Source organism: Arthrobacter sp. Helios (assembly GCF_023167125.1).
Lineage (GTDB): Bacteria > Actinomycetota > Actinomycetes > Actinomycetales > Micrococcaceae > Arthrobacter_B > Arthrobacter_B luteolus.
In genome coordinates, this window is record NZ_CP095402.1 from 3,276,936 (window position 1) to 3,298,866 (window position 21,931).

Annotated in this window: 12 protein-coding genes, 1 tRNA gene and 2 pseudogenes; 4 read left to right on the forward strand and 11 right to left on the reverse strand. The window is 64.6% G+C overall.

The window, feature by feature from the left end; all coding sequences use genetic code 11:
- Positions 1 to 4: 4 nt before the first annotated feature.
- The 6 genes and pseudogenes from ArtHe_RS14990 to ArtHe_RS15015 all read right to left on the reverse strand — a co-directional run bounded on the left by ArtHe_RS14990 (position 5) and on the right by ArtHe_RS15015 (position 7,426).
- Positions 5 to 1,792, reverse strand: a complete 1,788-nt coding sequence (locus tag ArtHe_RS14990) for a protein kinase (protein ID WP_248317666.1) — start codon at positions 1,790 to 1,792, stop codon at positions 5 to 7.
- On the reverse strand, positions 1,789 to 3,231 hold the full coding sequence (locus tag ArtHe_RS14995; protein ID WP_066300501.1) for a penicillin-binding transpeptidase domain-containing protein: 1,443 nt from the start codon (positions 3,229 to 3,231) through the stop codon (positions 1,789 to 1,791). Before ArtHe_RS14995 ends, ArtHe_RS14990 begins: the two co-directional genes overlap by 4 nt.
- Positions 3,228 to 4,649 carry an FtsW/RodA/SpoVE family cell cycle protein gene (locus ArtHe_RS15000; RefSeq protein WP_174522143.1) on the reverse strand — a complete coding sequence of 474 codons (1,422 nt, stop codon included), beginning with the start codon at positions 4,647 to 4,649 and terminating at the stop codon, positions 3,228 to 3,230. The genes ArtHe_RS14995 and ArtHe_RS15000 overlap by 4 nt, the downstream gene beginning before the upstream one ends.
- Complete coding sequence (locus ArtHe_RS15005) at positions 4,649 to 6,211, reverse strand: PP2C family serine/threonine-protein phosphatase (protein ID WP_248317667.1); 1,563 nt, start codon at positions 6,209 to 6,211, stop codon at positions 4,649 to 4,651. Before ArtHe_RS15005 ends, ArtHe_RS15000 begins: the two co-directional genes overlap by 1 nt.
- A gap of 2 nt (positions 6,212 to 6,213) precedes the next feature.
- Complete coding sequence (locus ArtHe_RS15010; RefSeq protein WP_066300510.1) at positions 6,214 to 6,699, reverse strand: FHA domain-containing protein; 486 nt, start codon at positions 6,697 to 6,699, stop codon at positions 6,214 to 6,216.
- Positions 6,699 to 7,426: pseudogene (locus tag ArtHe_RS15015) on the reverse strand (DUF3662 and FHA domain-containing protein). The gene ArtHe_RS15010 and the pseudogene ArtHe_RS15015 overlap by 1 nt, the downstream one beginning before the upstream one ends.
- A 482-nt stretch (positions 7,427 to 7,908) precedes the next feature.
- Between ArtHe_RS15015 and ArtHe_RS15020 the strand changes: the two are divergent.
- A tRNA-Leu gene (locus ArtHe_RS15020) sits at positions 7,909 to 7,991 on the forward strand.
- A 412-nt stretch (positions 7,992 to 8,403) separates the two neighbouring features.
- Here ArtHe_RS15020 and ArtHe_RS15025 read toward each other — a convergent pair.
- A complete protein-coding gene (locus ArtHe_RS15025; protein ID WP_248317668.1) occupies positions 8,404 to 8,763 on the reverse strand; it encodes a DUF5997 family protein in 360 nt (119 codons plus the stop codon).
- A 79-nt stretch (positions 8,764 to 8,842) separates the two neighbouring features.
- On the opposite strand from ArtHe_RS15025, the gene ArtHe_RS15030 reads away from it, so the two are divergent.
- The gene (locus tag ArtHe_RS15030; protein WP_248317670.1) at positions 8,843 to 9,625 is read left to right on the forward strand and encodes a substrate-binding domain-containing protein; all 783 of its coding nucleotides are present in this window, start codon (positions 8,843 to 8,845) and stop codon (positions 9,623 to 9,625) included.
- Positions 9,626 to 9,657: 32 nt separating this feature from the next.
- Here ArtHe_RS15030 and ArtHe_RS15035 read toward each other — a convergent pair whose 3' ends face one another.
- Together ArtHe_RS15035 and ArtHe_RS15040 are read right to left on the reverse strand one after the other, a co-directional pair.
- Entirely contained in the window at positions 9,658 to 10,428 is a 771-nt protein-coding gene (locus tag ArtHe_RS15035) for a metal-dependent hydrolase (protein ID WP_248317671.1), read from the reverse strand.
- A gap of 128 nt (positions 10,429 to 10,556) precedes the next feature.
- Positions 10,557 to 11,075, reverse strand: a complete 519-nt coding sequence (locus tag ArtHe_RS15040; protein WP_248317672.1) for a gluconokinase — start codon at positions 11,073 to 11,075, stop codon at positions 10,557 to 10,559.
- Between the two features lie 162 nt (positions 11,076 to 11,237).
- On the opposite strand from ArtHe_RS15040, the gene ArtHe_RS15045 reads away from it, so the two are divergent.
- Positions 11,238 to 11,957, forward strand: coding sequence for a FadR/GntR family transcriptional regulator (locus ArtHe_RS15045; RefSeq protein WP_248317673.1), 720 nt, complete (start codon positions 11,238 to 11,240; stop codon positions 11,955 to 11,957).
- A gap of 63 nt (positions 11,958 to 12,020) precedes the next feature.
- Here the strand turns inward: ArtHe_RS15045 and ArtHe_RS15050 are convergent, their stop codons facing one another.
- On the reverse strand, positions 12,021 to 12,518 hold the full coding sequence (locus ArtHe_RS15050; protein ID WP_066300529.1) for a DNA starvation/stationary phase protection protein: 498 nt from the start codon (positions 12,516 to 12,518) through the stop codon (positions 12,021 to 12,023).
- 223 nt (positions 12,519 to 12,741) lie between these two features.
- Between ArtHe_RS15050 and ArtHe_RS15055 the strand changes: the two are divergent.
- A pseudogene (locus tag ArtHe_RS15055) lies at positions 12,742 to 13,188 on the forward strand (SRPBCC family protein); the annotation flags it as partial.
- Between the two features lie 260 nt (positions 13,189 to 13,448).
- Here ArtHe_RS15055 and ArtHe_RS15060 read toward each other — a convergent pair.
- Positions 13,449 to 21,836 carry an isopeptide-forming domain-containing fimbrial protein gene (locus ArtHe_RS15060; RefSeq protein WP_282568730.1) on the reverse strand — a complete coding sequence of 2,796 codons (8,388 nt, stop codon included), beginning with the start codon at positions 21,834 to 21,836 and terminating at the stop codon, positions 13,449 to 13,451.
- Positions 21,837 to 21,931 lie beyond the last annotated feature (95 nt).

A 21,931-nucleotide genomic window follows, 5' to 3' on the forward strand; every position in this document is an offset into this window, starting at 1 on the left:
GTCGTTACGGGCTGGCGGGGCCGGAGGCTCCCGCACCTGGTTGTGCGGTTTCAGCGGGAGGCCCGCTGGAAACCACGATTGTCACTGTAGATCCCTGGGCAACGGTGGCGCCTTCACCCGGATTGACGCTGATGACGGTGCCCTCCGGCTTGGAATCCTGCTGGGTGACCCGGTTAGGAACCAGTCCGGCATTCACGATGGCCTGGCTGGCAGCCGACGCCTGGGAATCCATCAGGCCACCGGGGACGGTAACCATGGCAGGGCCGCTGGAGTAGGTGATGGCTATGGCATCGCCGCGGGACAGCGGGCCGACGGGGTTGACGTCGAGGACGGTGCCTTCCGGCTGGTCAGAGGCCACAGGGTTGCGGCTCACGGCCAAACCGAGTGCGCTGAGTTCCTGCGACACGGCATTCACATCGCGGCCCTGGTACTGGGAGGCGTTGATGGTGATCTCCGGAGCAGTTGTGCTGGGGCTGCCGGACGGAGTGGTCGGTGACGGCGAGCTCGAGGTCGGTGACGCGCTGCTGCGCGTTGAACTGGCCGATGTGGACGGGGAGTTCGACGTCGAAGGTGAGTTCGTGGTCTGGTTGTCGCCTGCCGGATCGGAGTTCAGGTTCACGGCGATCACGGCAATGATGGCGATCAGGACCAGGGACAGGAACACGATCAGCGGGATCAGCCACTTCTTGCGCCGGGGCTGGTCATCGTAGTCGTCATCGCTGCCGTAGCCGTCGCCGTCGTTATCGACGTCCTCGTCGGTCCATTCGCGGGACGCGGCCACTGCACCGGTTGCCTGGCCATTTGCTGGGGAGGATGCCACCGGAAGCGCGGAGGTCGAGGGGGACGTGTCCACCACGCGGGTGGCGGAGGTGTTGCCGGGCATCGGAACCGGTGCCGTGACGGTGCTGGTGGCAGCGGTGCCGGCGGCACCGAAGAGGAGCATTCCCGGGACGGCCTGCTCTGCGGCGCGGATATCGCCGCGGCGGATGGCCGCGACGGCACGGGCCAGGGCCTCGGCGTCGGACGGCCGGTCCGCCGGGTCCTTGGCCAGCATGGACATGATCAGGGCACGCACCGGAGCGGGGATGGATTCCGGCAGCGGAGGCGGGGTGTCATTGACCTGGGCCAGGGCAATGGCGATCTGGGATTCGCCGGAGAACGGACGGGTGCCGGCCAGCAGTTCATATCCGATGACACCGAGGGCGTAAATGTCGCTGGACCCGGTGGCCTGCTGGCCGGTTGCCTGTTCGGGTGCCAGGTACTGGGCGGTCCCCATGACCTGGCCAGTGGCGGTGAGCGGTACCTGGTCGGCAAGGCGCGCAATGCCGAAGTCGGTGATCTTCACCCGCCCATCGGGCATGATCAGCAGGTTGCCGGGCTTCACATCGCGGTGTACCAGGCCCTGGCGGTGGGCAACAGCCAGTGCCGTGGCGGTCTGGCCAATGATGGAAAGCGTCCGGTCCGGGGAGAGGACCTTTTCGCGTTCGATAATGCTGGAGAGCGGCTGGCCCGGAACGAGTTCCATTACCAGGTAGGCCGATCCCTCCTCCTCGCCGTAATCGAACACGTTGGCGATGCCTTCGTGGTTCAGCAGGGCAGTGTGGCGTGCCTCGGCGCGGAAACGGTTCAGGAAACCCGGATCGCCGGTGTACTCCTCCTTGAGGATCTTGATGGCAACGATCCGGCCCAGAACAAGGTCCCGGGCCTTCCAGACCTCGCCCATGCCGCCGATGGCTATACGATCGGTCAGCTGGAACCTGCCGCCTAAGGTGATACCCGAAGTAGGCCTCACTTATTCAACACCGCCTCTAGGAGTTTTTGCGCGCTTGGAGTGGTCAATTGGGATCCGGTGGTCAGGTCAACGTCTTCCATGACGATGGAAATGGCCACCTGGGGGTCATCTGCCGGGGCGAAGCCGGTGAACCAGGCATTATCGCCGCGTCCCTCGACTTCGGCGGTGCCGGTCTTGCCCGCCACCTTGAACCCCGGAACACGGGCGGCTGAGGCAGATCCGTTGTCCACAACGCTCACCATCCAGTCCGTCAGCTGAGCGGCAGTCCCCGGGCTGACTGAGGTGTTGAGTACCGTGGGCTCAGGCTCATCGATGATGGACAGGTCGGGTGCACGGACCGCCTTGATCAGGTTTGGGGTCATCTGCACGCCGTTATTGGCGATCGCCGCAGAGATCATGGCTACCTGCAGCGGGGTTGTGGTCACGCTGCCCTGTCCGATGGAAGACAGGGCGAGTTCGGCCTGTCCCTCCGTGTCGGGGAACTGGCTGGCGGTGACATCCGTGGGGATGTTCAGTGACTGTCCGAAACCGAACTTCTCCGCCTGCTGAGCCAGAGCGTCCTCGCCGACGTCCCATGCGACCTGGGCGAACACGGTGTTGCAGGACTGTTCGAGGGCGAACTGAAGGTCAGCTTCGCTGCGGGTTGAGCACAAACCGTTGGTGAAGTTCGGAAGCGAAATCGTGGTGCCCGGCAGGGGCAAAGCGGCGGGGTTCGGAATGACCGATTCCGCGTTGTACTTACCGGTTTCCAGCGCGGCTGCTGCGACAACTAATTTAAAGGTCGATCCCGGGGCCAGGAGGGACTGGGTTGCCGGATTTATGTAGGGGGAGAGCCCTGGAACACCCAGCAGCGCTTCCATGTTGGCCTCTACCTCGGCGGTGTTGTGTCCTGCCAGCAGATTTGTGTCATACGAGGGTTTCGAGACCATGGCCAGGATATCGCCGGTCTTAGGGTCCATCATCACGATCGAGCCCTTCTGGCCGTCGGGAATCAGGTCGTAGGCCATTTGCTGCAGGTCAGGGTCGATGGTGAGCTCCACGGAAGCCCCCTCGGCCTGGGCGCCGGAAAGCAGCTGGACCAGGCGGTCGTAGAACTGCTGGTCGCTGTTGCCGGTCAGCTCGTCATTCATGGCCTGTTCCAGCTGGGTCACGCCATAGACCAGTGAGAAGTAGCCGGTGACGGCCGAATAGAGCTCGGCATCGTTGTAGACCCGCTGGAAGTTGAACTGGTCGTTCGAGGGGACGGATTCAGCGATAGGCACTCCGTCCACCAGGATGGAGCCGCGGTTCTGGCCGAAGTCCTGGTAGAGGCTGCGGACGTTGATGGGGTTGTCGTTGAGCTCCTCGGCGGCAAAGAACTGGACATAGGTCAGCGAACCCAGGATGGCCAGGAACATGGCCAGGGCCACGACCCAGCTGTTGCGGATGGCCTGGTTCATGCGCGCCTCACCTCTGTGGTGTCGGTGCTGGGGCGGCGCAGCGGGTTTCCGGTGCCGGCTGGAGAGGCCAGGGCAGGCTCCATATCATTCATCAGGCCGGTGGCGGCGGGGCGCCGGGCGGCGTTGGAGATCAGCAGCAGCAGGGCAACGATGATCCAGTTGGCCAGCAGCGAGGAGCCGCCGGCAGACATAAACGGCGTGGTCAGGCCGGTCAGCGGGATAATCCGTGTGACTCCGCCGATCACCACGAAACACTGCAGGGCGATGGTGAAGGACAATCCGCAAGCCAGCAGCTTGCCGAACCCGTCCCGTGTCCCAAGCGCGGCCCGGAAGCCGCGCGAAACCAGCAGCACGAAAAGCAGCACGATCGCGAAAACGCCGATCAGCCCGAGTTCCTCCCCGAGGGCGGCGATGATCATGTCCGAGTTCGCATAGGTCACCAGGTCCGGACGGCCCTGTCCGAGTCCGGTTCCGGTCATACCTCCGCTGGCCAGGCCGAAGAGTCCCTGCACGACCTGCCAGCTGCCGCCGGGATTACGGTCGATGACTTCAGGATTGAAGGCGTTAATCCAGCTGTCGATGCGCAGTGCCACATGGCTGAACAGCTGGACGGCGACCAGTCCGCCAGCACCGATCAGCGCCAGGCCGATCAGGACCCAGCTGACGCGGCTGGTCGCAACGTAGATCATGGCCATAAAAAGCCCGAAGAACAGGATCGACGAACCCAGATCGCGCTGGAAGACGAGGACACCGATGCTCACGCCCCAGGCAGCCATCATGGGCCCCAGGTCCTTGAACCTGGGGAACTGCAGCGGGCCTACCTTCCGGCCGGCGAGCAGGATCAGGTCCCGGTTCGTGGAAAGATACCCGGCAAAGAATATAGCAAGCGTGATTTTGGCAATTTCGCCGGGCTGGAAGGTTCCGAAGCCCACATTGATCCAGATCCGGGCACCGTTGATGGTCAAGCCGAGCGGCGTGAGCGGCAGCAGGAGCAGGACGGCGCTGACAATCAGTGAGATGTACGTGTACCGCCGCAGGATGCGGTGGTCCTTGACCACAAACAGCACACCGATGGCCGCAGCGACGGCGACGGCGCTCCAGAGCAGCTGGCGGTCGGCGGCCGTGTCCCCCTCGACGATGTCCAGCCGGTGGATCATGGCCAAGCCGATGCCGTTCAGTGCGGTGACGATGGGAAGTATTACCGGGTCGGCATATTTGGCCCGGAATCGAAGGACTATGTGAAATGCCAGGACCAGGGCTACGAGTGTGCCTCCCTGAACCCAGAAATCTGAGTCGAAGGCACGGTCTTCATCGATGCCGACAAGCATGTTGGCGCCCACGCCCACGCCGAGGGCGAGGAGGAGGAGAACGGCCTCGACGTTGCGGCGGGACTTGGCGGGAGCGGCGAGTTCGGACATCATTCCTGTCCTCCGCATGGGTTGGTGACCGAGGGAGCGGAATCCGGGTCCGCAGTGGCCTCCAGTGCATCGGCGAGCACGGTGGCCGACGGCGACGGCGACGGCGCAGGTTCCGTTTCCGAAGGGGCCGGGCAGAGGATGGCTTTGGCGGTGCCCCGAAGCTGGTCAACGATCTCTTCGGCGTGGACGAGGTCCCGGGCAGGGACGGTGTCGTTCACCCGGCTGCGCCAGTATTCGGGCAGGCTGTCGACAGGAATGTTGGTTGTCTCCGTAACCTGCGAGAGCTTGATCGGCCCGAGTGTCTGCGAGACCCCGTTGAAGATCGCGACGCGGTTATCCGAAGAACCGACGTAATAGCGGGTCTGGGTCCAGGCATAGCCAACCCACAGCACCGATGCCAGCAGGGCGGCCAGGACCGCCAGCACTACCAGGAGGATCCACCGCCTGCGCTTGGGCGGTGCCTCGGTTTCCACGGGAGTGTCCGGGGAACCGGCGTCGTCCGCCTTATGCATCAGCATGCGCGCAGCGCGGCGCTCCGCTGTCCGTTCGGTGACGATGGGGATCTGGCCGGTTTCCGTAGCCAGGGAGGCAGCGCCAACCAGGACATGCGGACGGGAGGCCAGGTCCTGGCGGATCAGCTCAGCCCGGACGGGATTGTCGACGTCACGGTCCCCGTCATTCTCGGGAACCGCCTTCTCCGGCCCATCCGCTGCAGCGGGACCGGGGATAGCCGTGTTTCCCGTTGCCTCGGCTGAGGAAGATGCAGCAGAATGCTGGATAACTGTTCCGCCGGTGACCGGCGCGGGCTCCCGCTGTGTGTGCTTGACCTCAGCAGCGGTTTCCTCAGTAATCTCCACGATGGCCACCGTGACGTTGTCCGGAGAGCCGCCGGCAAGCGTCAGGTCCACCAGGGTGTCGACGGCGTCGTCAATGTCTGCCGGCCCGCGGAGAACGGACTCGATGTCGCTGTCGCGCAGCACGGCGTTGAGTCCGTCCGAACAGAGCAGCCACTTTTCCCCGGCCGCGACCTCGAAGGTGGCCAGGTCAAGTTCCGGGCTGGCGTCAACGTCGCCCAGGACCCGCATCAGAACGTTCTTGTGCGGATGGATCTCGGCTTCCTCAGGCTTCAGCCGGCCTTCATCGATGAGCCGCTGGACAAAGGTGTGGTCAACGCTGATCTGCTCGAAGACGCCGTCCTTGAGCCGGTACGCCCGGGAATCGCCGATATGCGCAAGAGCGGCGCGGTTTCCCTGCAGCAGCATGGCGGTCACGGTGGTGCCCATGCCGGAAAGCTCCGGGGACGTCGTGACAAGTTCGGAGAGCAGCGAGTTGGCCGCCTGGATCTCGTCAGCCAGTACGGTCACGGCTTCGTCATCCAGGTCCGGCCGGTCCAGATGGACGAGGTCAAGAACGGTGGAGGCAGAGGCAACGTTTCCACCGGCGTGGCCGCCCATACCGTCTGCGACGACAGCGAGGTAGCGTCCGACGTAGGCCGAATCGTCATTCTTGAGCCGCACCATACCCACGTCCGAGCGGGCAGCGTATCGAAGGACCAAAGCCACTGCTAAGGCCTCAATTCGATGACCGTTTTGCCGATGCGGATCGGCACGCCCGGGTCCACGGGCTGGGCACGGGTCAGCTGGGAACCACCCAGGAATGTTCCGTTGGTGGAACCGAGATCTTCAATGAACCAGCGGCTGCCCTGTGGGAAGAGACGGGCGTGCCGGCCGGAAGCGTAGTCGTCCTCCAGGACAAGGGTTGCTTCCTGCGCACGGCCCAGCAGAATGGGGCTGGACGCGAGCTCCAGGGTTGTTCCGCGAAGGGGCCCTTCGGTGACAACCATCTGGCGGGCCTGGACTCGCGCCGGTGCCGGAGCTTCACGTTCAAGCGCCGGATTTTTGCGGACCTGGCGTGCGGACGGAGTTCCGGTGCGGTTCCGCAGGCCTAGCACCAGGTCACGCCGGATTGCGCCGACAACACCCAGGACCATGGCCCACAGCAGAATCAGGAATCCATAGCGCAGCAGCGTCAATGTCAGGGAGCCGTCCATCAGCGCCCCCCGGGCCGGATCGGAAGGAGACGGAAGGTAATGCGCGTCCGTCCCATGGCAATGGTGGAGCCGTCGGTGAGGATGGTTTCTCCCTGTACTTTTTGGCCATTGACGAAGCTGCCGTTGGTTGAACCCAGATCCACGGCCCGGACTGTGCCGCCCTCGGTCCGAATCTCGAGGTGGCGCCGGGAAACCCCGGTGTCGTCCACAAGGATGTCGGCTTCCGAGGATCGGCCGAGGACAACTGAGGCGGCATTCAGGGAATAGCGCTGGCCGTCTATGTCCAGCACGGGCTGCATGCGGGTGGGGCTTTGCCGGGGCGCCGGAGGCTGGGGGTGGCGGGGGCGGCTGCGCCGGACTTCTCCGTGGCGGAATCAACCTCGAGCGAACCGGGCTTAAGGGAAGAGTCCCTGGTGAAGGACACCCGGACGGGACCCTGCAGCGTGTAGGTCTGGCTGCGTGCGTGCTTGATGACGACGTCGCAGAGCTCTTCGGCGAGCGGCGCGCCCCATTCCTGGGCGCGGGCAAAGTCTTCGTCGGAAAGGCGGGCGGTGAAGACATTCGGCGCGAGAGTGCGGCCCTGGCCCAGCGTCATGGACTTCTCGTCCAGTTCGCGGCGGAGGGCGATCGCCAGTTCGAGCGGTTCAACGCGTCCTGAGGAGCCGCTGGAAAACGCTCCCCGGACTATCCGTTCAATGCCGCGTTCGACGTTGTCGAGTAGGCCCATCTCCGCCTCCTTCCCTATGCCTAGAGTTTGCACTGCCTGCTGAAGACCTGATCCTGCCCTGCTTCCGACCCAATCTCCCGGTGGTGATCCGTAAACGTATCTGCGCCATACCCTGCCAACCGCCGCCAACCGCCGGAATGCAGGCGTGCAGACAGGACCCATGTCTATCCAATCCGATACTACTGGGGTCAGCTGATAAATGTCTTAACACCCTAGCGGTGTCCCGGGGCGTTGATTTCCGGCTTTCCTGGACGGTGGCCCTGACCGGGGCAGGACCGGCGGGGCACCAGACCCCGGATTTTCGGCGGACTTCCGGGCCTGGTGCGCCCCCTGGGAAGGCTCACTGGGGTCCGTCGGAGCCTCGTTTAGGTGTTTGGCGCAAATGCCGGTATGCTTGATTCTGCTGTTCCCGAGGAATCGGAATGCTGAATCTCATCTTTGATGGTGACATTCACCGCATTACCTCCACGGGAAGACACTTTGCGCGAGTGGCGGAACGGCAGACGCGCTGGCTTCAGGTGCCAGTGTCCGAAAGGGCGTGGGGGTTCAAATCCCCCCTCGCGCACGTTATGAAAATCACCCCGGTCAATTGGCCGGGGTGATTTTTTTGTGTCCGCTGCCGGGCCCGTTGCCTGGGCTGCCTTGCTGGCTTGGTAGCTTGGTGGATTGGTGACCCGGGGCCCGGGAGGCCCGGAACGGCGGCAACGAAATTCCTTGCTCGCAGAGCTCGCCGGAATATTAAAGCCGCCGAACCCGGGCCTCCCGGTCCCCTGTTTTCCCGGCAACTTGCGGGGCAGGGACAGGGGGATGGGGGTCGGAGCCGCCTAACCCGGGCCTCCCGGCCCCCTGTTTTCCCGGCAACTTGCGGGGCAGGGACAGGGTGATGGGGATCGGAGCCGCCTAACCCGGGCCTGCCGGCCGCACACCTGGGACCTCTGCAGAGACAGAGACAGGGGCGGCGGCCGGGAGAGGGTGTGCTAGGCGGTGGGCTTCTTGGCTGCTTCTTCCTTGACCCGCTTGGCTTCGGCACGGACAGCAGCGAAGCTGGCACGCTCGGCGACGAGCCACTGGGGCGGAGCTGCAAGCAGTTCGGTGATCTGCGCGGTGGTCAGCGGATCCGTGATGCCGCCCCGGGCCAGGCCGCCGATGGAGATGTTGAGCTTTTGGGCTACCACCGGACGGGGATGCGGCCCGTTGCGGCGGAGTTCCGTCAGCCATTCCGGAGGCGTGGCCAGTAGTTCGTCGAGTTCGGCGCGGGTAACAGGGTTCTCCTGGAACTCCTTCGGCGCGGCGGGAAGGTAAATGCCCAACTTCTTGGCGGCCGTTTCAGGCTTCATGGATTGGGAAGATTTTTGGGGCGTCATGGCTTAAGGGTATCCGGCGTCCCCGCAGGTGGTGGTGGGCTAGTGTGAACAGGTGTCCCAAGAGTCCCTGCCGCCGTCCGGTTCGGCGGCCCCGCCGCTGAAAATCGCCTATGTTCCCGGAGTGACCCCGGGTAAATGGATTTCTCGCTGGATGGAACGCCGCCAGCGGAGCCTCGAAGCCGAACAGGTTGACGAAACAGCTGTTCTGGCGCGTCTGGAAAGCGCCTCAGCGGACCTGGTGTTCCTTCGGATCCCGGAAGCTGGATTCCAGCGCCCGGAGGGTCAGCACGCAATTCCGCTTTACCTCGAGCAGCCGGTGGTGGCAGCACCCAAGGACCATCCCGTTGCGGCGTTCGAAGAGGTGGAGCTGGCCGACCTGGCTGGAGAGAACCTCATGGAGGCAGCAGAACTGGGTGGAACCGCCATGGCACTGGAGGTTGTTGCTTCCGGAGCCGGATTGCTGATCCTGCCCATGCCTGTGGCACGGATCCACTCGCGCCGGGACATCATCAGCCGGCCGGTGCATGGCGTGGAAGGGACCCGGATTGCCGTGGCTTGGCGCGAGGACGCCGAGGACCCGGACATTGAGGAGTTCATCGGGATAGTCCGCGGACGCACGGCCAACAGCTCCCGTCAGCCTTCGGCACAGTCAGAGCCGGTGAAGACCCGGAAGTCCAAGGCCGGCAAGTCTGCCGAGGGAAAGCCAGTTCCCAGAACCACCGGGGGCCGGCCCGGAGCAGGCAAACCCGTTAGGAAAACCGGGAAGAACCAGCACGGCACATCGGATAAGGCCGGCAGCAGGTCCCGACGCCGCCCGGGGAAGGGACGCGGATAGCGCTCCCTGTCCCGGACTTTCCTGCCGGGTTTCTAAGCCAGCCACCCGCGGAGCGAAGTGAACCCGGCTTCAATGACCCCGTAGATGGCATAAACCGAGACCGGAACCATGATTGCCCATTCCCGCCAGGACCCGGCGCGGCCGATGATTGGTATGGAAAGGGAGCCGCTGGCCTTCCACAATTTGGACAGCAGCGGCATTGAGGCAATTTTCCGGGGGCGTTTTATCCGCAGCGGCCACAGCACCATCACGCCCTGATGAGTCAGCAGATCGCCGATGATGTGCACTCCGACACCGAGTCCGACGGCGATGGGGAGCCAGCCGTTGTTTTCCGGCGCGTACAACGCGATAAACAGTGAGAGAAGGATGGCCAGCAGCCAGCTGCGGGCCGCTCCGCCGGCGATTTTGAGGGCTTTCAGGGCGAAACCCATCAACAGGACAGAAAGCAGGCCTGCGCCGATTTCCACGGTCCCGAGTCCGGGAATCTCCGTGGTCATTTCGCCCAGTGCACCGGCCAGTGCGACGAAAACGGCGAGCCCGAGCAGGGAATGGGTTCCCCGGCGGTGACCGCCGCTGATCCGCTCTGTGATGCGGGCCAGGATCCGGGTCAGGGGTGGGAGGGAATTCGCGATGGTTCCACTGTGGTGGTCGAGGTCCGGGAGCAGCGCGGCTCCGGCAGTCAGTAGGGCTCCGCTGACAACGCCAAGCGGAGTGACCGGGTACCAGCCCAGTGCGTAGGGGGCGGTTGAGGCTACGGCTACCCATGCCGCTGCGCCGCTCGCGGCGTGATGGCCACCCATCATGGTGTGTTGCGTTCCTTCCGGGCAGTTCATGCGCCGGAATCCCGGCAGTGTTACATGCTGTCACCTGCCACTGACATTGCAGCGGCAGTGGTCCGGCACGGTCGATGCGGACCTGCTTCAGGGCACCCTTAGGCGTTGTCCAGGAGGAGCTGGTCCAGGATTTCAGCCGTGATCTGGGCTGGAGTCCTGAGGATGTCGACGGTGATGCCCGGCTCGTCTGCGGCCAGCGGTTCCAGAGCGGAGAGCTGGGAGGGCAGCAGGGACGCGGGCATGAAGTGTCCGCGGCGGGACTGCATCCGCTCGGCAAGCAGCTCGGGTTCGCCGTGCAGATGCACGAAGTGGACCTGCCCGTCCGCCTGCGCCAGTACCTCGCGGTAGCTGCGCTTCAGCGCGGAACAGGTGATGATGGTGCAGCGTCCGTTCCGGGCCTGGGTGCTCATCCAGCCGGTGATGGCGCCGAGCCACGGCCAGCGGTCGTCGTCAGTGAGGGGTATCCCGGAGGTCATTTTGTCGATATTGGCGGTGGGATGGAATTCGTCTGCCTCCGCGGCGATCCAGCCGAGGTGTTCGGAGAGCAGCGTGGCGGTGGTGGTTTTACCCGAACCGGCGACACCCATGATGACCAGATGCTGGGTGGGGTGATTCACGGTACTGCTCCTCAGGACGCCGTTGTCGCCGAAGATGGGATGCCCACGCTTCGATCCATGGTGCTGTCAAAGGTATCACCATAGACTGGGAGGGTTACGCCCCCTGAGGGCTACGCTGGATGAGGCTGGTCACGGACCTTGCCGGACCGCAAAGGATGCGCCTTGCAGGACAATGGAGTTTTTGAGCAGGACAGCCCTGCAGCCGAGGTGATGAACAGCCGGATCATCGAGGTGGTTGGCCGTGACATCGTGACCGGAGTGCTTGCTCCCGGGAAACGGCTCACACTTGTTGGCCTCCAGGAGCAGTTTGGCGTCTCCCGCACCGTGGTTCGCGACTGCATGCAGATCCTTGAGGCCATGAACCTGGTCTATTCGAAGCGGCGGATCGGAATTGTCGTCCTGGAGCCGGAACGCTGGAATGTCTACGATCCGCGGATTATCCGGTGGCGGCTGGCCGGGCCGGGACGCAGCAGCCAGTTCCGCTCGCTGACCGAACTGCGCATCGCCGTCGAACCCCTTGCCGCGGCTGGAGCGGCACGTGCTGCGAGCGAAGAGCAGCGCCGGTCCCTGCAGGATTTAGCGGAGCGGATGCGCCGGGACGCCCATGATCCTGAAGCCTTCCTCGCAGCAGACATCGCCTTCCATACGCTGCTTCTGCAGGCCAGCGGCAACGAAATGTTTGCCTCGCTCCGCGAGGTCTTCGCGGAGGTGCTGTCCGGCCGGAGCCGGCAGAACCTGATGCCGGCAGGCCCCCGCCCTGAAGCCCTGGACCTGCACGCCGGCGTGGCTGACGCCGTCGGGCGGGAGGATCCGGCTGCGGCCCGCGCGCAGATGGCTGAGCTGCTTGTTGAGGTGGAGGAAGCGATCCGGCTTCACGGCTGACCCTCCAAAGAGAACCGGCCGGGTCCCGCGATGCGCGGGGCCCGGCCGGGGAATCTGTGCGGACTAGACCGTGGCGTCCTTGTTGGCGCCCTTCGCCGTCACCACGCTGGCGGTCGGCTTGATGTTCTCCGCGTCGACCATCCAGGCGTACTGCTCCAGCTTGCCGATGAATCCGTGCAGGATATCCGCCGTCGTCGGATCCTCTTCGTCAACCTGGTCATGGACATCCCGCATGGTCTTGACGGTGCCCTCCAGCAGGGCGACGACGAGCGTCACCGTGTCCTTGGTGTCAACCAGGCCTGACGGGAACGGCGGAAGGGAGGTGCCTTCGGCTACGGCCTGGCTGCGCCCGTCCGGAACCGCCTGCAGTGCGCGCATACGTTCGGCAAGCTCGTCGGCGAACAGGCGGGCGTCTTCGATGATCTCATCCAGCTGCAGGTGGAGGTCCCGGAAGTTCTTGCCGACCACGTTCCAGTGGGCCTGCTTGCCCTGCAGATGAAGCTCGATCAAGTCCACCAGGATGGACTGCAGGTTGGTGGTCAGCTGCTTTGATGCCTTCATGTTTCCTCCAGTGTTGACGAAAAATGTTGACTTCCGGCCAAGGCCGGGGGCGAAATCTTCCGTCCCCGCCGGGGCCGCTATAAGCAAGCTTACCTTCAGTTTGTGATCCGTTGTCCAGTTCGTTAAGGTGGGGGATCAGGGTCCAATAAGGTCCCTTACTATCGGACAGTACTATCGAACTTTCGTCCATCAGGAATGTCGCTACCGCGATCGAAGGGACAGTATGAGCACCGTAGAAGAATCCATTGACGTTGCAGTACCCGTGAATACCGCCTACAACCAGTGGACGCAGTTCGAGACCTTTCCGCACTTCATGAAGGGCGTCGAATCCGTTACCCAGGTCACTGAAAAGGAATCCAGGTGGGTCACCAAGGTGGGCGGGGTGGAACGGACCTTCGACACCACCGTTACCGAGCAGCACCCGGATGAGCGTGTCGCCTGGAAGAGCACTGACGGTAAGTCACACGCCGGTGTGGTGACGTTCCACCGCCTGAGCGATACCGAAACACGGGTGACGGTCCAGCTGGACTGGGATCCGGAGACTTTCGCAGAAAAAGTCGGCGCCGTTATAGGTGCTGACGATCACCGGGTTAAGGGAGACCTTAAGCGGTTCAAAGATTTCATTGAGTCAAGGGGAACTGAGACAGGTTCCTGGCGTGGAAACGTGGACGCTGCCCCAACGGCGGCCACGGGCGATCCGGGCCTGAAGGCTGCCCCAACGGCCGACCCCTCGCTCGATGATCCGGAGTCGGGCGGCCCCAGGGCAGCAGGCATTTAGCCGGCAGCCTGCCCGAACCGGAACGGAAAGCCCGGTGCCCCTCCCTGAATCAGGGAAGGACACCGGGCTTTTTGTGTGCCCCGGCTTAGGCGGCGGGCCTCGGCACCTGCGGTTTCAACCGCACGGTGCCGAGGCTTTCTCCGGAAGACCGGCTAGGCGGGTGTTACCCTCCGGCGGCGTTCCAGCCAGAGGACTCCGGCTCCTGCAAACAGGATCAGCAGCCCGGCCCAGAGCATCAGCATTCCAGAGCTGCCGGTGTCCGCCAGCTTGCCGTCGGTGGTAGCCTCCACGAGCGCCGGACCGCTTTCGGCTGACGGATCCTTATCGAGCGGCAGTGCCGGCCCGGGTTCCACCGGCGGCACCGGGAAGCCTGCCGAGGACCCTCCGCCGCCGGTGACGGACGCAACGTTCTCGACCACGGTTCCCGGCGCGGCGGTAACCTTCGCGGATACCGTCAGCTCCCGGCTCTCGCCCGGCGCGATCCCGGCATCGTGGAGACATTCAACCAGCGAACCTGCGGGCGGACAGGTCCACCCGTTGCCCTCTGCGGAAACAAACTCCAGTCCCGCGGGCAGATCGTCCGTCACACTCACCGGAGATACGGAGGTGTTCTGGCCGGTGTTTGTCACGGTGATCAGGTAGTCGGCCTGGTGGTTGGAGTAGCCCGCCAGTTCCTTCTTGATGTTCCAGTCCACCAGCGGAAGGACGGGTGCCGTGTCGGTGGAGCTCACCGGAGGAGAGCCCGGAGCGCTGGCCGTGGCCGTGTTCTCAACCTCTGGATACGCGGCGGCCAGAACATCGACAGTCAGCACCAGTTCGGCCGAGGCACCGACGGCAAGCTCGCCCGGCCGTGCGCAGTCAACCAGCTGGTCTGTGGCGGTGCAGGACCAGCCGTCACCGGCCGCGGAGACAAACCGGAGGGAATCCGGCAGGTCGTCGGAAAGAACCACCGGCCCGGGAGTTGCTGTCGCTCCCGTGTGGGTAACCGTCAGGGTGTACGTTCCCTGGCTGCCGACGGCGAACCCGTCGTTGTGGACCTTGTTCAGTGCCAGCGCGGCTGAAGGATCGACGTCGAGCCGGTCGTCCGTTGTCACGCTGCCGGGCAGGTCCGGGTCCGTGGAGGAAGCCGCTGCCGTATTGACTGCCGAGGGGTAGGCAGCCGGTTCCACCATCACGGTGACGATGATGTCATCCGCGGACTCTCCGGGAGCGAGGGTCCCCGGATGGTCACAGGAAATGGTGCCGCCGGCCTCAGTGCAGGTCCAGCCGTTCCCCGTGGCGGATTCAAACGTCAGTCCGTCCGGGAGGACGTCAGTGACCTGGAGGTCCTGGACGTCGGACGTTCCGGTGTTGGTTACCGTGAGCCGGAAGTCCTTCACCTCTCCGACCGTGCCGTTGCCGACGTGCGACTTGGCAATGCCCAGGGAGAGGACCCGGTCCACAGATACCGTGGCCGTTCCGGTGTTGTTCGCCGGCACGGGATCGGGTGTGGGTGAGGAGACAACGGCGGTATTCACCATGTCCGCTTCCGCTGCGTCCGCCGCAACCATCACGGTCAGGACCAGCGGTTCCGCGGACTCACCTGGCGCCAGCGAACCGGCATAGGTGCAGGAGATGGACTGCTGGGGATCGTGGCCGGTGGGCGCCGCACCAGGAGTGCAGATCCATCCGGTGCCGGCTGCGGACACAAAGCTCTGGCCCGCGGGCAGCGTATCCGTGACAGTCAGCGGACCGGTTGCCGTGCTTGGCCCGTTGTTGCTGACAGCCAGGGTCCAGTCCATGGTTGTTCCGGCCTCGACGACCGCGGCCGAAGGCGCCTTGGTCAGTTCCAGGTCGGCGCTGGCAATGATCGGTACATCCACCGGCGCGGGATTGGTGACGGTCGACGGCGTGCCGCTGGTCAGTTCGGCAACGTTCTGGACGGTCAGGACCCCGTTGGCGGGGGATACCGGAACCGCCGGATCCACTGCGGCCAGCACCGTGATCGGCGGCTGGGCGCCGATCGCCGCCGTCGGCCGTTCACACAGGACATCCTGGCCGTGAGCCTCGCAGGACCAGCCTGCACCCGACGCCGAGACAAAGGTCAGGTACTGCGGGAGGGTGTCCCGGACTGTCACCGATTCGGCGTTGCCGGGGCCGGCGTTCGCCGCCTGCAGGGTGAACTGGGCGGTGGTTCCGGCGACGACCGGTGCGGGCGTGTCCAGGGTCTTGACCAGCGAGAGCGCAGACTCCCGTAGAACTGTGGTCGGATCAGTGCTGTGGTTGTTGGCCGGATCCGGGTCCGGAACCGTACCGTCACCGGTCACATAGGCGGTGTTGGAAAGCTGGCCCTGGACATCCGCGGCGATGGCCACCGTCATGACCAGGGAGATTGACCCGCCGGGCGCCAGGCTGCCCGGGTAGTTGCAGGCAACCAGCTGGCCTGCGGTAGTGCAGCTCCAGCCGGCGCTGGCGGATACGAAGGACATGCCAGCCGGCAGGGTATCCGTGACGGCCAGGGAACCGCCACCGGCAGCAAGGCTCGAATTCGACGGCCCGTTGTTGCTGACCACCAGGGTGTACGCCAGGTTTTGTCCGGCTACCGCTGCGTCGGTGTGCGATTTGGCCAGCGCAAGATCGGCGCGGGCCGTGGTGGGCCCGGTGCTGGTGCTGCTGTTCGGCGCGGGACCGGTCTCCGGGGTGCTGGTGGAAACCGACGCCGTGTTGGCGATGCTGACGCCGCCGCTGGACGCGGAGACCAGGACGGTCAGATCGAAGCTGGTGGGGACCGCCGGTGACGCCGCGGCCAGCACACCTCCATTTGCCGTATAGGCGCAGGAGACATCCTGCTCCGTGGCGGAGCACATCCAGTCACTTCCTGAAGCGGAGACGAAGGTCAAGCGGGGATCCAGCTGATCTGTGACCACCACGTCCCGGGCCGCAGAGGGCCCGTAGTTCGTGACGGCAACGGTGTAGGTGGCCTGCTGGCCGGCGACCAGGTCCTGGGAGGACAGGACCTTGGTGATGCCCAAATCCGTGACCTGCCCGGGAGTGGCGGTTGCGGTATCCGTGTTGTTCTCTGTCGGCTGGGGTTCGCCGTCCGGAGCTTCCGGGGTAACCGGGGTTACGGTGGCCGTATTGGTGACTGCCGCCGTCGTGCTGGAATCAACCGCCAGCACCAGGGTCAGCAGATTGGCTTTGGCTCCGGAAGGAAGGTCCGATCGGTAGCTGCAGGTGACTTTGCCGTCCGCCGGTGTTCCACAGCTCCACCACGTTCCGGAGGCCGAGACGAAGGTGGTGCCGGCTGGAATGGTATCCGTGATGGTGAACCCGCCACGGGAAACCGATGGCCCGGCGTTCCTGACCTCCAGCGTGTACGTGGCCTGCTGCCCGGCCACCATGGAGCCGGTCAGGTCCTTGCTGAGCACCAGGTCCGCATAGGCGGTGACGCGGGCGGTCGCGGTATCGGTGTTGTTTTCCGGGACCGGGTCATGGGTTTGCCCGGTGACCCGTGCGGTGTTTGTCAGGACGGTGCCCTGGCCGCCTCCGATGACCGAGTAGGTGACGGTGATCGGCTCGAACGAGGCGCCGGAAGCCAGTGTCCCAGCCCGCGTGCACTCCATCGTTCCGATCTGGCATGCCCAGCCCGTACCGGAAATACCGGTGACCGTGGCGGCGTTCTGCAGGTCGAAAGTGTCCTTCACAGTGAACGGTCCGGCTGCCGTGTCAGGCCCGTTGTTGGTCACGGTCATGATCCAGGAGCCGTTCAAACCGGCCACCGGGGCCGTGCCGACCGTCTTCTCGATCGAGAGGTCAGCAGAGGCAATCTTCGCTTCCGCACTGGTGGGCGGCCCGGAGTAGCTCCCGGTCTGGTTGCCGGGCTCACCTGTCCGGTCGGTGCCTGTGGGCGTGGCCGTGTTGCGGTGTGCGGTGGCCATGCCGACCGCTGCCTCGGTCGCCGGGACGGCCTGGTACGTGATCGTCAGCGACCGCCCGGAGGGCAGATCACCAAGCCTTGCCCAGGTCAGGTTCCGGACTCCGGAAATATTGGGTTCGACGGCGGCTGCAGCGCCGGTGTTGACGCTGACCCGCGCGCTGTCGGCAACGTAGGTCCAGTTCTCCGGAAGGGTGTCGGTGGCGCCGGCGGCGAAGGCCGTTCCCCGGCCGGAGTTGGTTACCGTGACCTGCCAGGTGAAGGGCTGGCCCCGGTAAGCGATGCCGCCGCTGGGAGTGGATTTGGCGGCGCCCAGCTTCGGGAAGTCCGGTGTGACGGTCGCCGTCGCTTCGGGACCTGTATAGGTTCGTCCAGCGTCAGCCGGGTCCGTTCCCGGCAGCGACGTGTAGGACGAAACCTTGACGGTGTTCTTCAGACCCGCCGCGGTCAGCTTCCCGGATGCCGCCAGCGTGGCGGTATAGGTCAGCTCGACCGTTGCTCCCGGTGCGATCTGGGGGATGGTCCAGGTGATGGTTCCGCCCCCGGTCTGGGGGTCGGCGCCTTGCAGGGCACCACCATTGCCCAGCGAGGCAGCATCGACGAGGACATTGGACGGTATGACGTCGGTGACCACCACATTGTGGGCGGTGCTGGCGTTGGCGCCGCTCCAGTTGGTTGCCCGGACGGTGTAGGCGAAGTTCTCGCCGGGTTCCGGCGTGGTGTTGGAAACCACCTTGGTGATGCTGACCTTGGGCTCCAGGACCTTGACGGTGGCCGAAGCCTTCGGGCCTTCCTCATCGAAGGGATAGGCCGGGGTTGTGGGCGCCGGCTGGCTGACCGTGTCCCAGACCGGGTAGGCCGTGTTGGTCAAGATTGTCCCGGCTGCTGGTGCTGCGGTGGTGGCCAGCTTTGCCGTGTACTGCACAACGAGGAGCCGTTCCTGGGGGCTTGCCGTGAAATCGCCCAGCAGGAAGCCGGCCTTTTGTCCGTCGGCGCCCAGATAAGTCGTATTCGCACCCACAGGCGTGATGCTGTTGATGTCGATTCCGGCCGGGAGGGTATCCAGGACGGTGAGGTTGTAGAAGTTGATGTTGGCGGGAACCGTGGTTGTGACCGTGTACGTAACGGTTTCACCCTTGCGCGCCGAGGCAGGGTTCGCCGTCTTCGTTACGGTTGCGCCAGCCACCTTGACTGCGCTTGTTGCCTGGGTGGTGTAGGTCCGGACATCGCCGTCGGCCTGGGGAGCAGTCAGGCTGCTGCCCGCGAGCCGGACGGTGTTGGTGTAGGTCAGTGACCCGGCCGTCGCGTTTTCCACCTCGGCCGTGTAAGTGCGCACTTCCGAAGCTCCGGGGGCCAGGTCGCCGAGATTCCAGCTGATGAGGGTGCTGCCGGCCGCGCAGCCAGCCTCCGCGGCAGTGAGGACCCGGTTGTCCAAACCGGTGCTGGTCAGCCGCAGTCCTTCCGGCAGGCAATCCGTCAGGACCGCATTGTGCAGCACCGATCCGGAAGCGTTGCGCCCGGTAACGGTGTAGGTGATGACATCGCCGCCCTGGACCGTCTGGCTGGAGGCCGGGCGGTCGTTGGTTTTGGTGACTCCCGGTGCCGGTTCCACAATGCCGGTCTGGGCGGTGGCGGTCCGGTCTGCCGGGCCGGTCGCCCCCGGGTACGTTCCGGCGCCGCTCGAGAGCGTCGCGGTGTTGGTGCGGATGGTGCCGGCCGCATTGGCCTGGAGATCAGTAACCACGGCCTCAATGAGCAGGGTGAAAACCTGCTCCTGGGGTGTGCTGTTCTGATAGGTCCCAAGGTTCAACGTGACCGTGCCATCGGTTCCCACGGCTGGAGGGGTGCTCCCGGTGTAGCCCGCCGGAACGGTGGCGATGAGCTTCGGCTGGCCGTTGTCCTGCAGCACTGCGAGGCCAGCGGGCATGGTGTCCTTGAGCACTCCGTTGTACACAGTGGTGCCTGCCGGAATGCGGGCGGTGACGGTGTACGTCACCTTTTCCCCGATGGTTGCCTGGGTTGAGGACCCGGGCATCGGTTCCGAACCGGTGTTGCCTGCTTCGCCTACTGCCGAAGTCACGCCCTTGGCAACGGCAGCAGACGGAACCTGGACCAGCGCATCGTCCCGGACCGGGTCGGGATCCTGATCCAACTTGTCCACAGAAGTGTCAATGTTCTCGCCGGGGTAGTGCGTGACGGTGCCGCCCAGGTTGGTGGCTGCTTCGTAGGAACGGACGTGAGCCGTGTTCGTCAACCGCTCGGAAACGCCCAGGTAGGAGGGCATCGTGACCTCGTAGGTCAGATCATGGCTGGCACGCGGTGCGATGCCAGCGATATTCCAGGTCAAGGCGCTGTGGTCCGCATTGCCCGCGAAGGTGGGGTGTCCGGCTGCTCCGGGGTCGGTGCAGGTGCCGCCGCCCGGATTGGTGACGTCGGTGCAGCGGATTTCTTCCGGGAGCACATCCCAGACCTGAACGTTGCTCACAGTGCGGGAGGAGCTGTTCCCGACTGCGAGCGTGTACGTCACGTTGTCTCCCTGGCGCACCTGGGCCGAGGAAGCTGACTTCTCGATACTTACCGGGGTTTTCTCGGTGAGGAAGTTGACCTCATCGCGGTGCGAACGGGCCAGACCTGCGGTGTTAGTGGCACGCAGCTTGGCCAGGTTCCCGGTCTTGTCCCCGGTCTGGGCCGGGGCGGCATTAACGATCGCGCTGAAGACGACGGTGAAGACGCTGCCGGCCGGAACCACCCGGCTCCCGCTGACGTCGTTGCCCAAGGTCCAGGTGAGCAGGCCCTGGTCTGCGCTGAACTGCACCCGGGGGGTGAACCCGGAAACCGTGGCGGAGCCATCCTCGTAGGTGAGGTTTGCGGGCAGGAAGTCTGTGACAACGGCGTTGCGGGTTTCCACGGCACTGGAGAATTTCACCTGGATCTCAAAGCACACGCGGTCGCCCTTGGCGAACGTGACGTCCTCTGTTCCGGTCGGGTCGGCACGGTACTCGGCGCTCGAACACGTCATCGGAGCGGAATCGAGTCCGATCCTCTTGATCAGCGACTCGGCGTCGGTGTTCAGGCCAGCCGACGACGGATCGGTCACGCTGATTGTTCCGGCATCCACGGTATTCGCCGGGATCGGGGTGGTGTCCGCTGTCTGGGAGACCTTGTTTTCGAAGGAGTCGCCGGCGGAGGTCGGAGTATTGTTCAGCGACCCGCCGCTGTAGTCCTTCCGCATCAGGGCTTTGTACGTCAGCGTGATGCTGCCGTTGGCATCAACCTGGACGTTCGGTTCAAATTTCAGGGTGAAGGTGCCGGCCGCCGGGTCATGGGTGACAGAGGTGTAGGGAACCGAGGGCTCATGGCCGCTCAGTCCGCAATCAGCGGGCTGTCCGGTGTAGGTACCCAGCGGGCACAAGCCGTCAGGAAGGACGTCGGTGATGACGATTCCGTTGCTGGACGCGTACTCGCTGGCATCGAGCCGGAGCGTGTAAGTGACGACCTCGCCGGCATCAAAGTTCTGCACGTTGGAGGACTTGAGGATGCGCAGGTCGTGCACCGTAACGGTGTGCTGGGCCTTTGCCATGACCTCGGGAGGACCATCGGCCTCCACCTTGCCGGAGTACCGGCCGGCGGCTTCCACATAGTTGGTGGCCTCGTCGCCGCCGTCCACCTGACGGGTCGGGGCACCGGTGTTGTTGTCCAGGTTGGCGGCCTGGAGCAGGCTTTCAGGGGCGTCAGCATCAGTGAACAGGGTGTTCTCCAGCAGCGGTACGCCCGCGGCATAACGGATCTCGGTGACCTGGCCGGTAGCCATGGTGCCCAGTTCCCAGACAACCTTTGTGTAAACACCGGCCGGATATCCCGCAGGATTCTGGACCGTCTCAACCGTCTTCGGGCCGATGCAGGGGGTAACAGCGGGTGTTCCGGTCAGCCAAGAAGCGCCGGAAAACTCGACCGATGCGCTGTTGTCCACCGCTCCGCACCCGAGGAATTCGAGGTTTGCGGGCAGATAGTCCGTGACCAGTACACCGTCGGTAGCAGCGAAGGAGTTATTGGTGACCTTGACCGTGTACACGGTGGTCTGGGTGTGCACTCCGCGAAGGAGTTCCGCTTCAGGGCTGGGCTCGGACTTGGCGACTTCGAGGGCAGTAACGGCCGTTGATACCGGGCCGCTGGCTGCCGAGGCGGAGAAGCTTGTGGTCCGCGCCGTGCCGTCCGGGGCAAAGGCGGGCACCGTGCGCGGGTTCGTGTTGGAGTACACATCGGCGTTGTTGCTGAACGTATTGCCCACCGGATGGCTGGCGGGATCCACGCTAACGCTGAAGCTGATTCCGTTTGAATCGTTGGGCTGCAGGTCGAAGGCATCACGCCAGATGAGGGTGGTCTGCCCTGGGAGGGGCTTGTCTGCGATCACCAGCGGCTCGTTGCCTGCCGGCGTTGTGCTCCCCGGGACGTATCCGACGCCTGCGGGCAGGACATCCCGGAAGGAGACGTTGTACTGCGCTGCACTGCCCGTGTTGGTGGCCGTGAGGGTGTAGGGCATAGACCCATTAACGAGGACGGTTTCCGGTGCCTCCTTCCCCAAGGACAATCCGGTGTCGGCAGCGGCCGCCGGCAGGGCCGGTACCACCAGTCCGGTTACCAGAACGGATACGGACAGCAGCAGAGCAAGCAACCTGCGCAAAAGAGGCCCCCAGGAAAAATCCGCAATTTGTCAAGATCAAA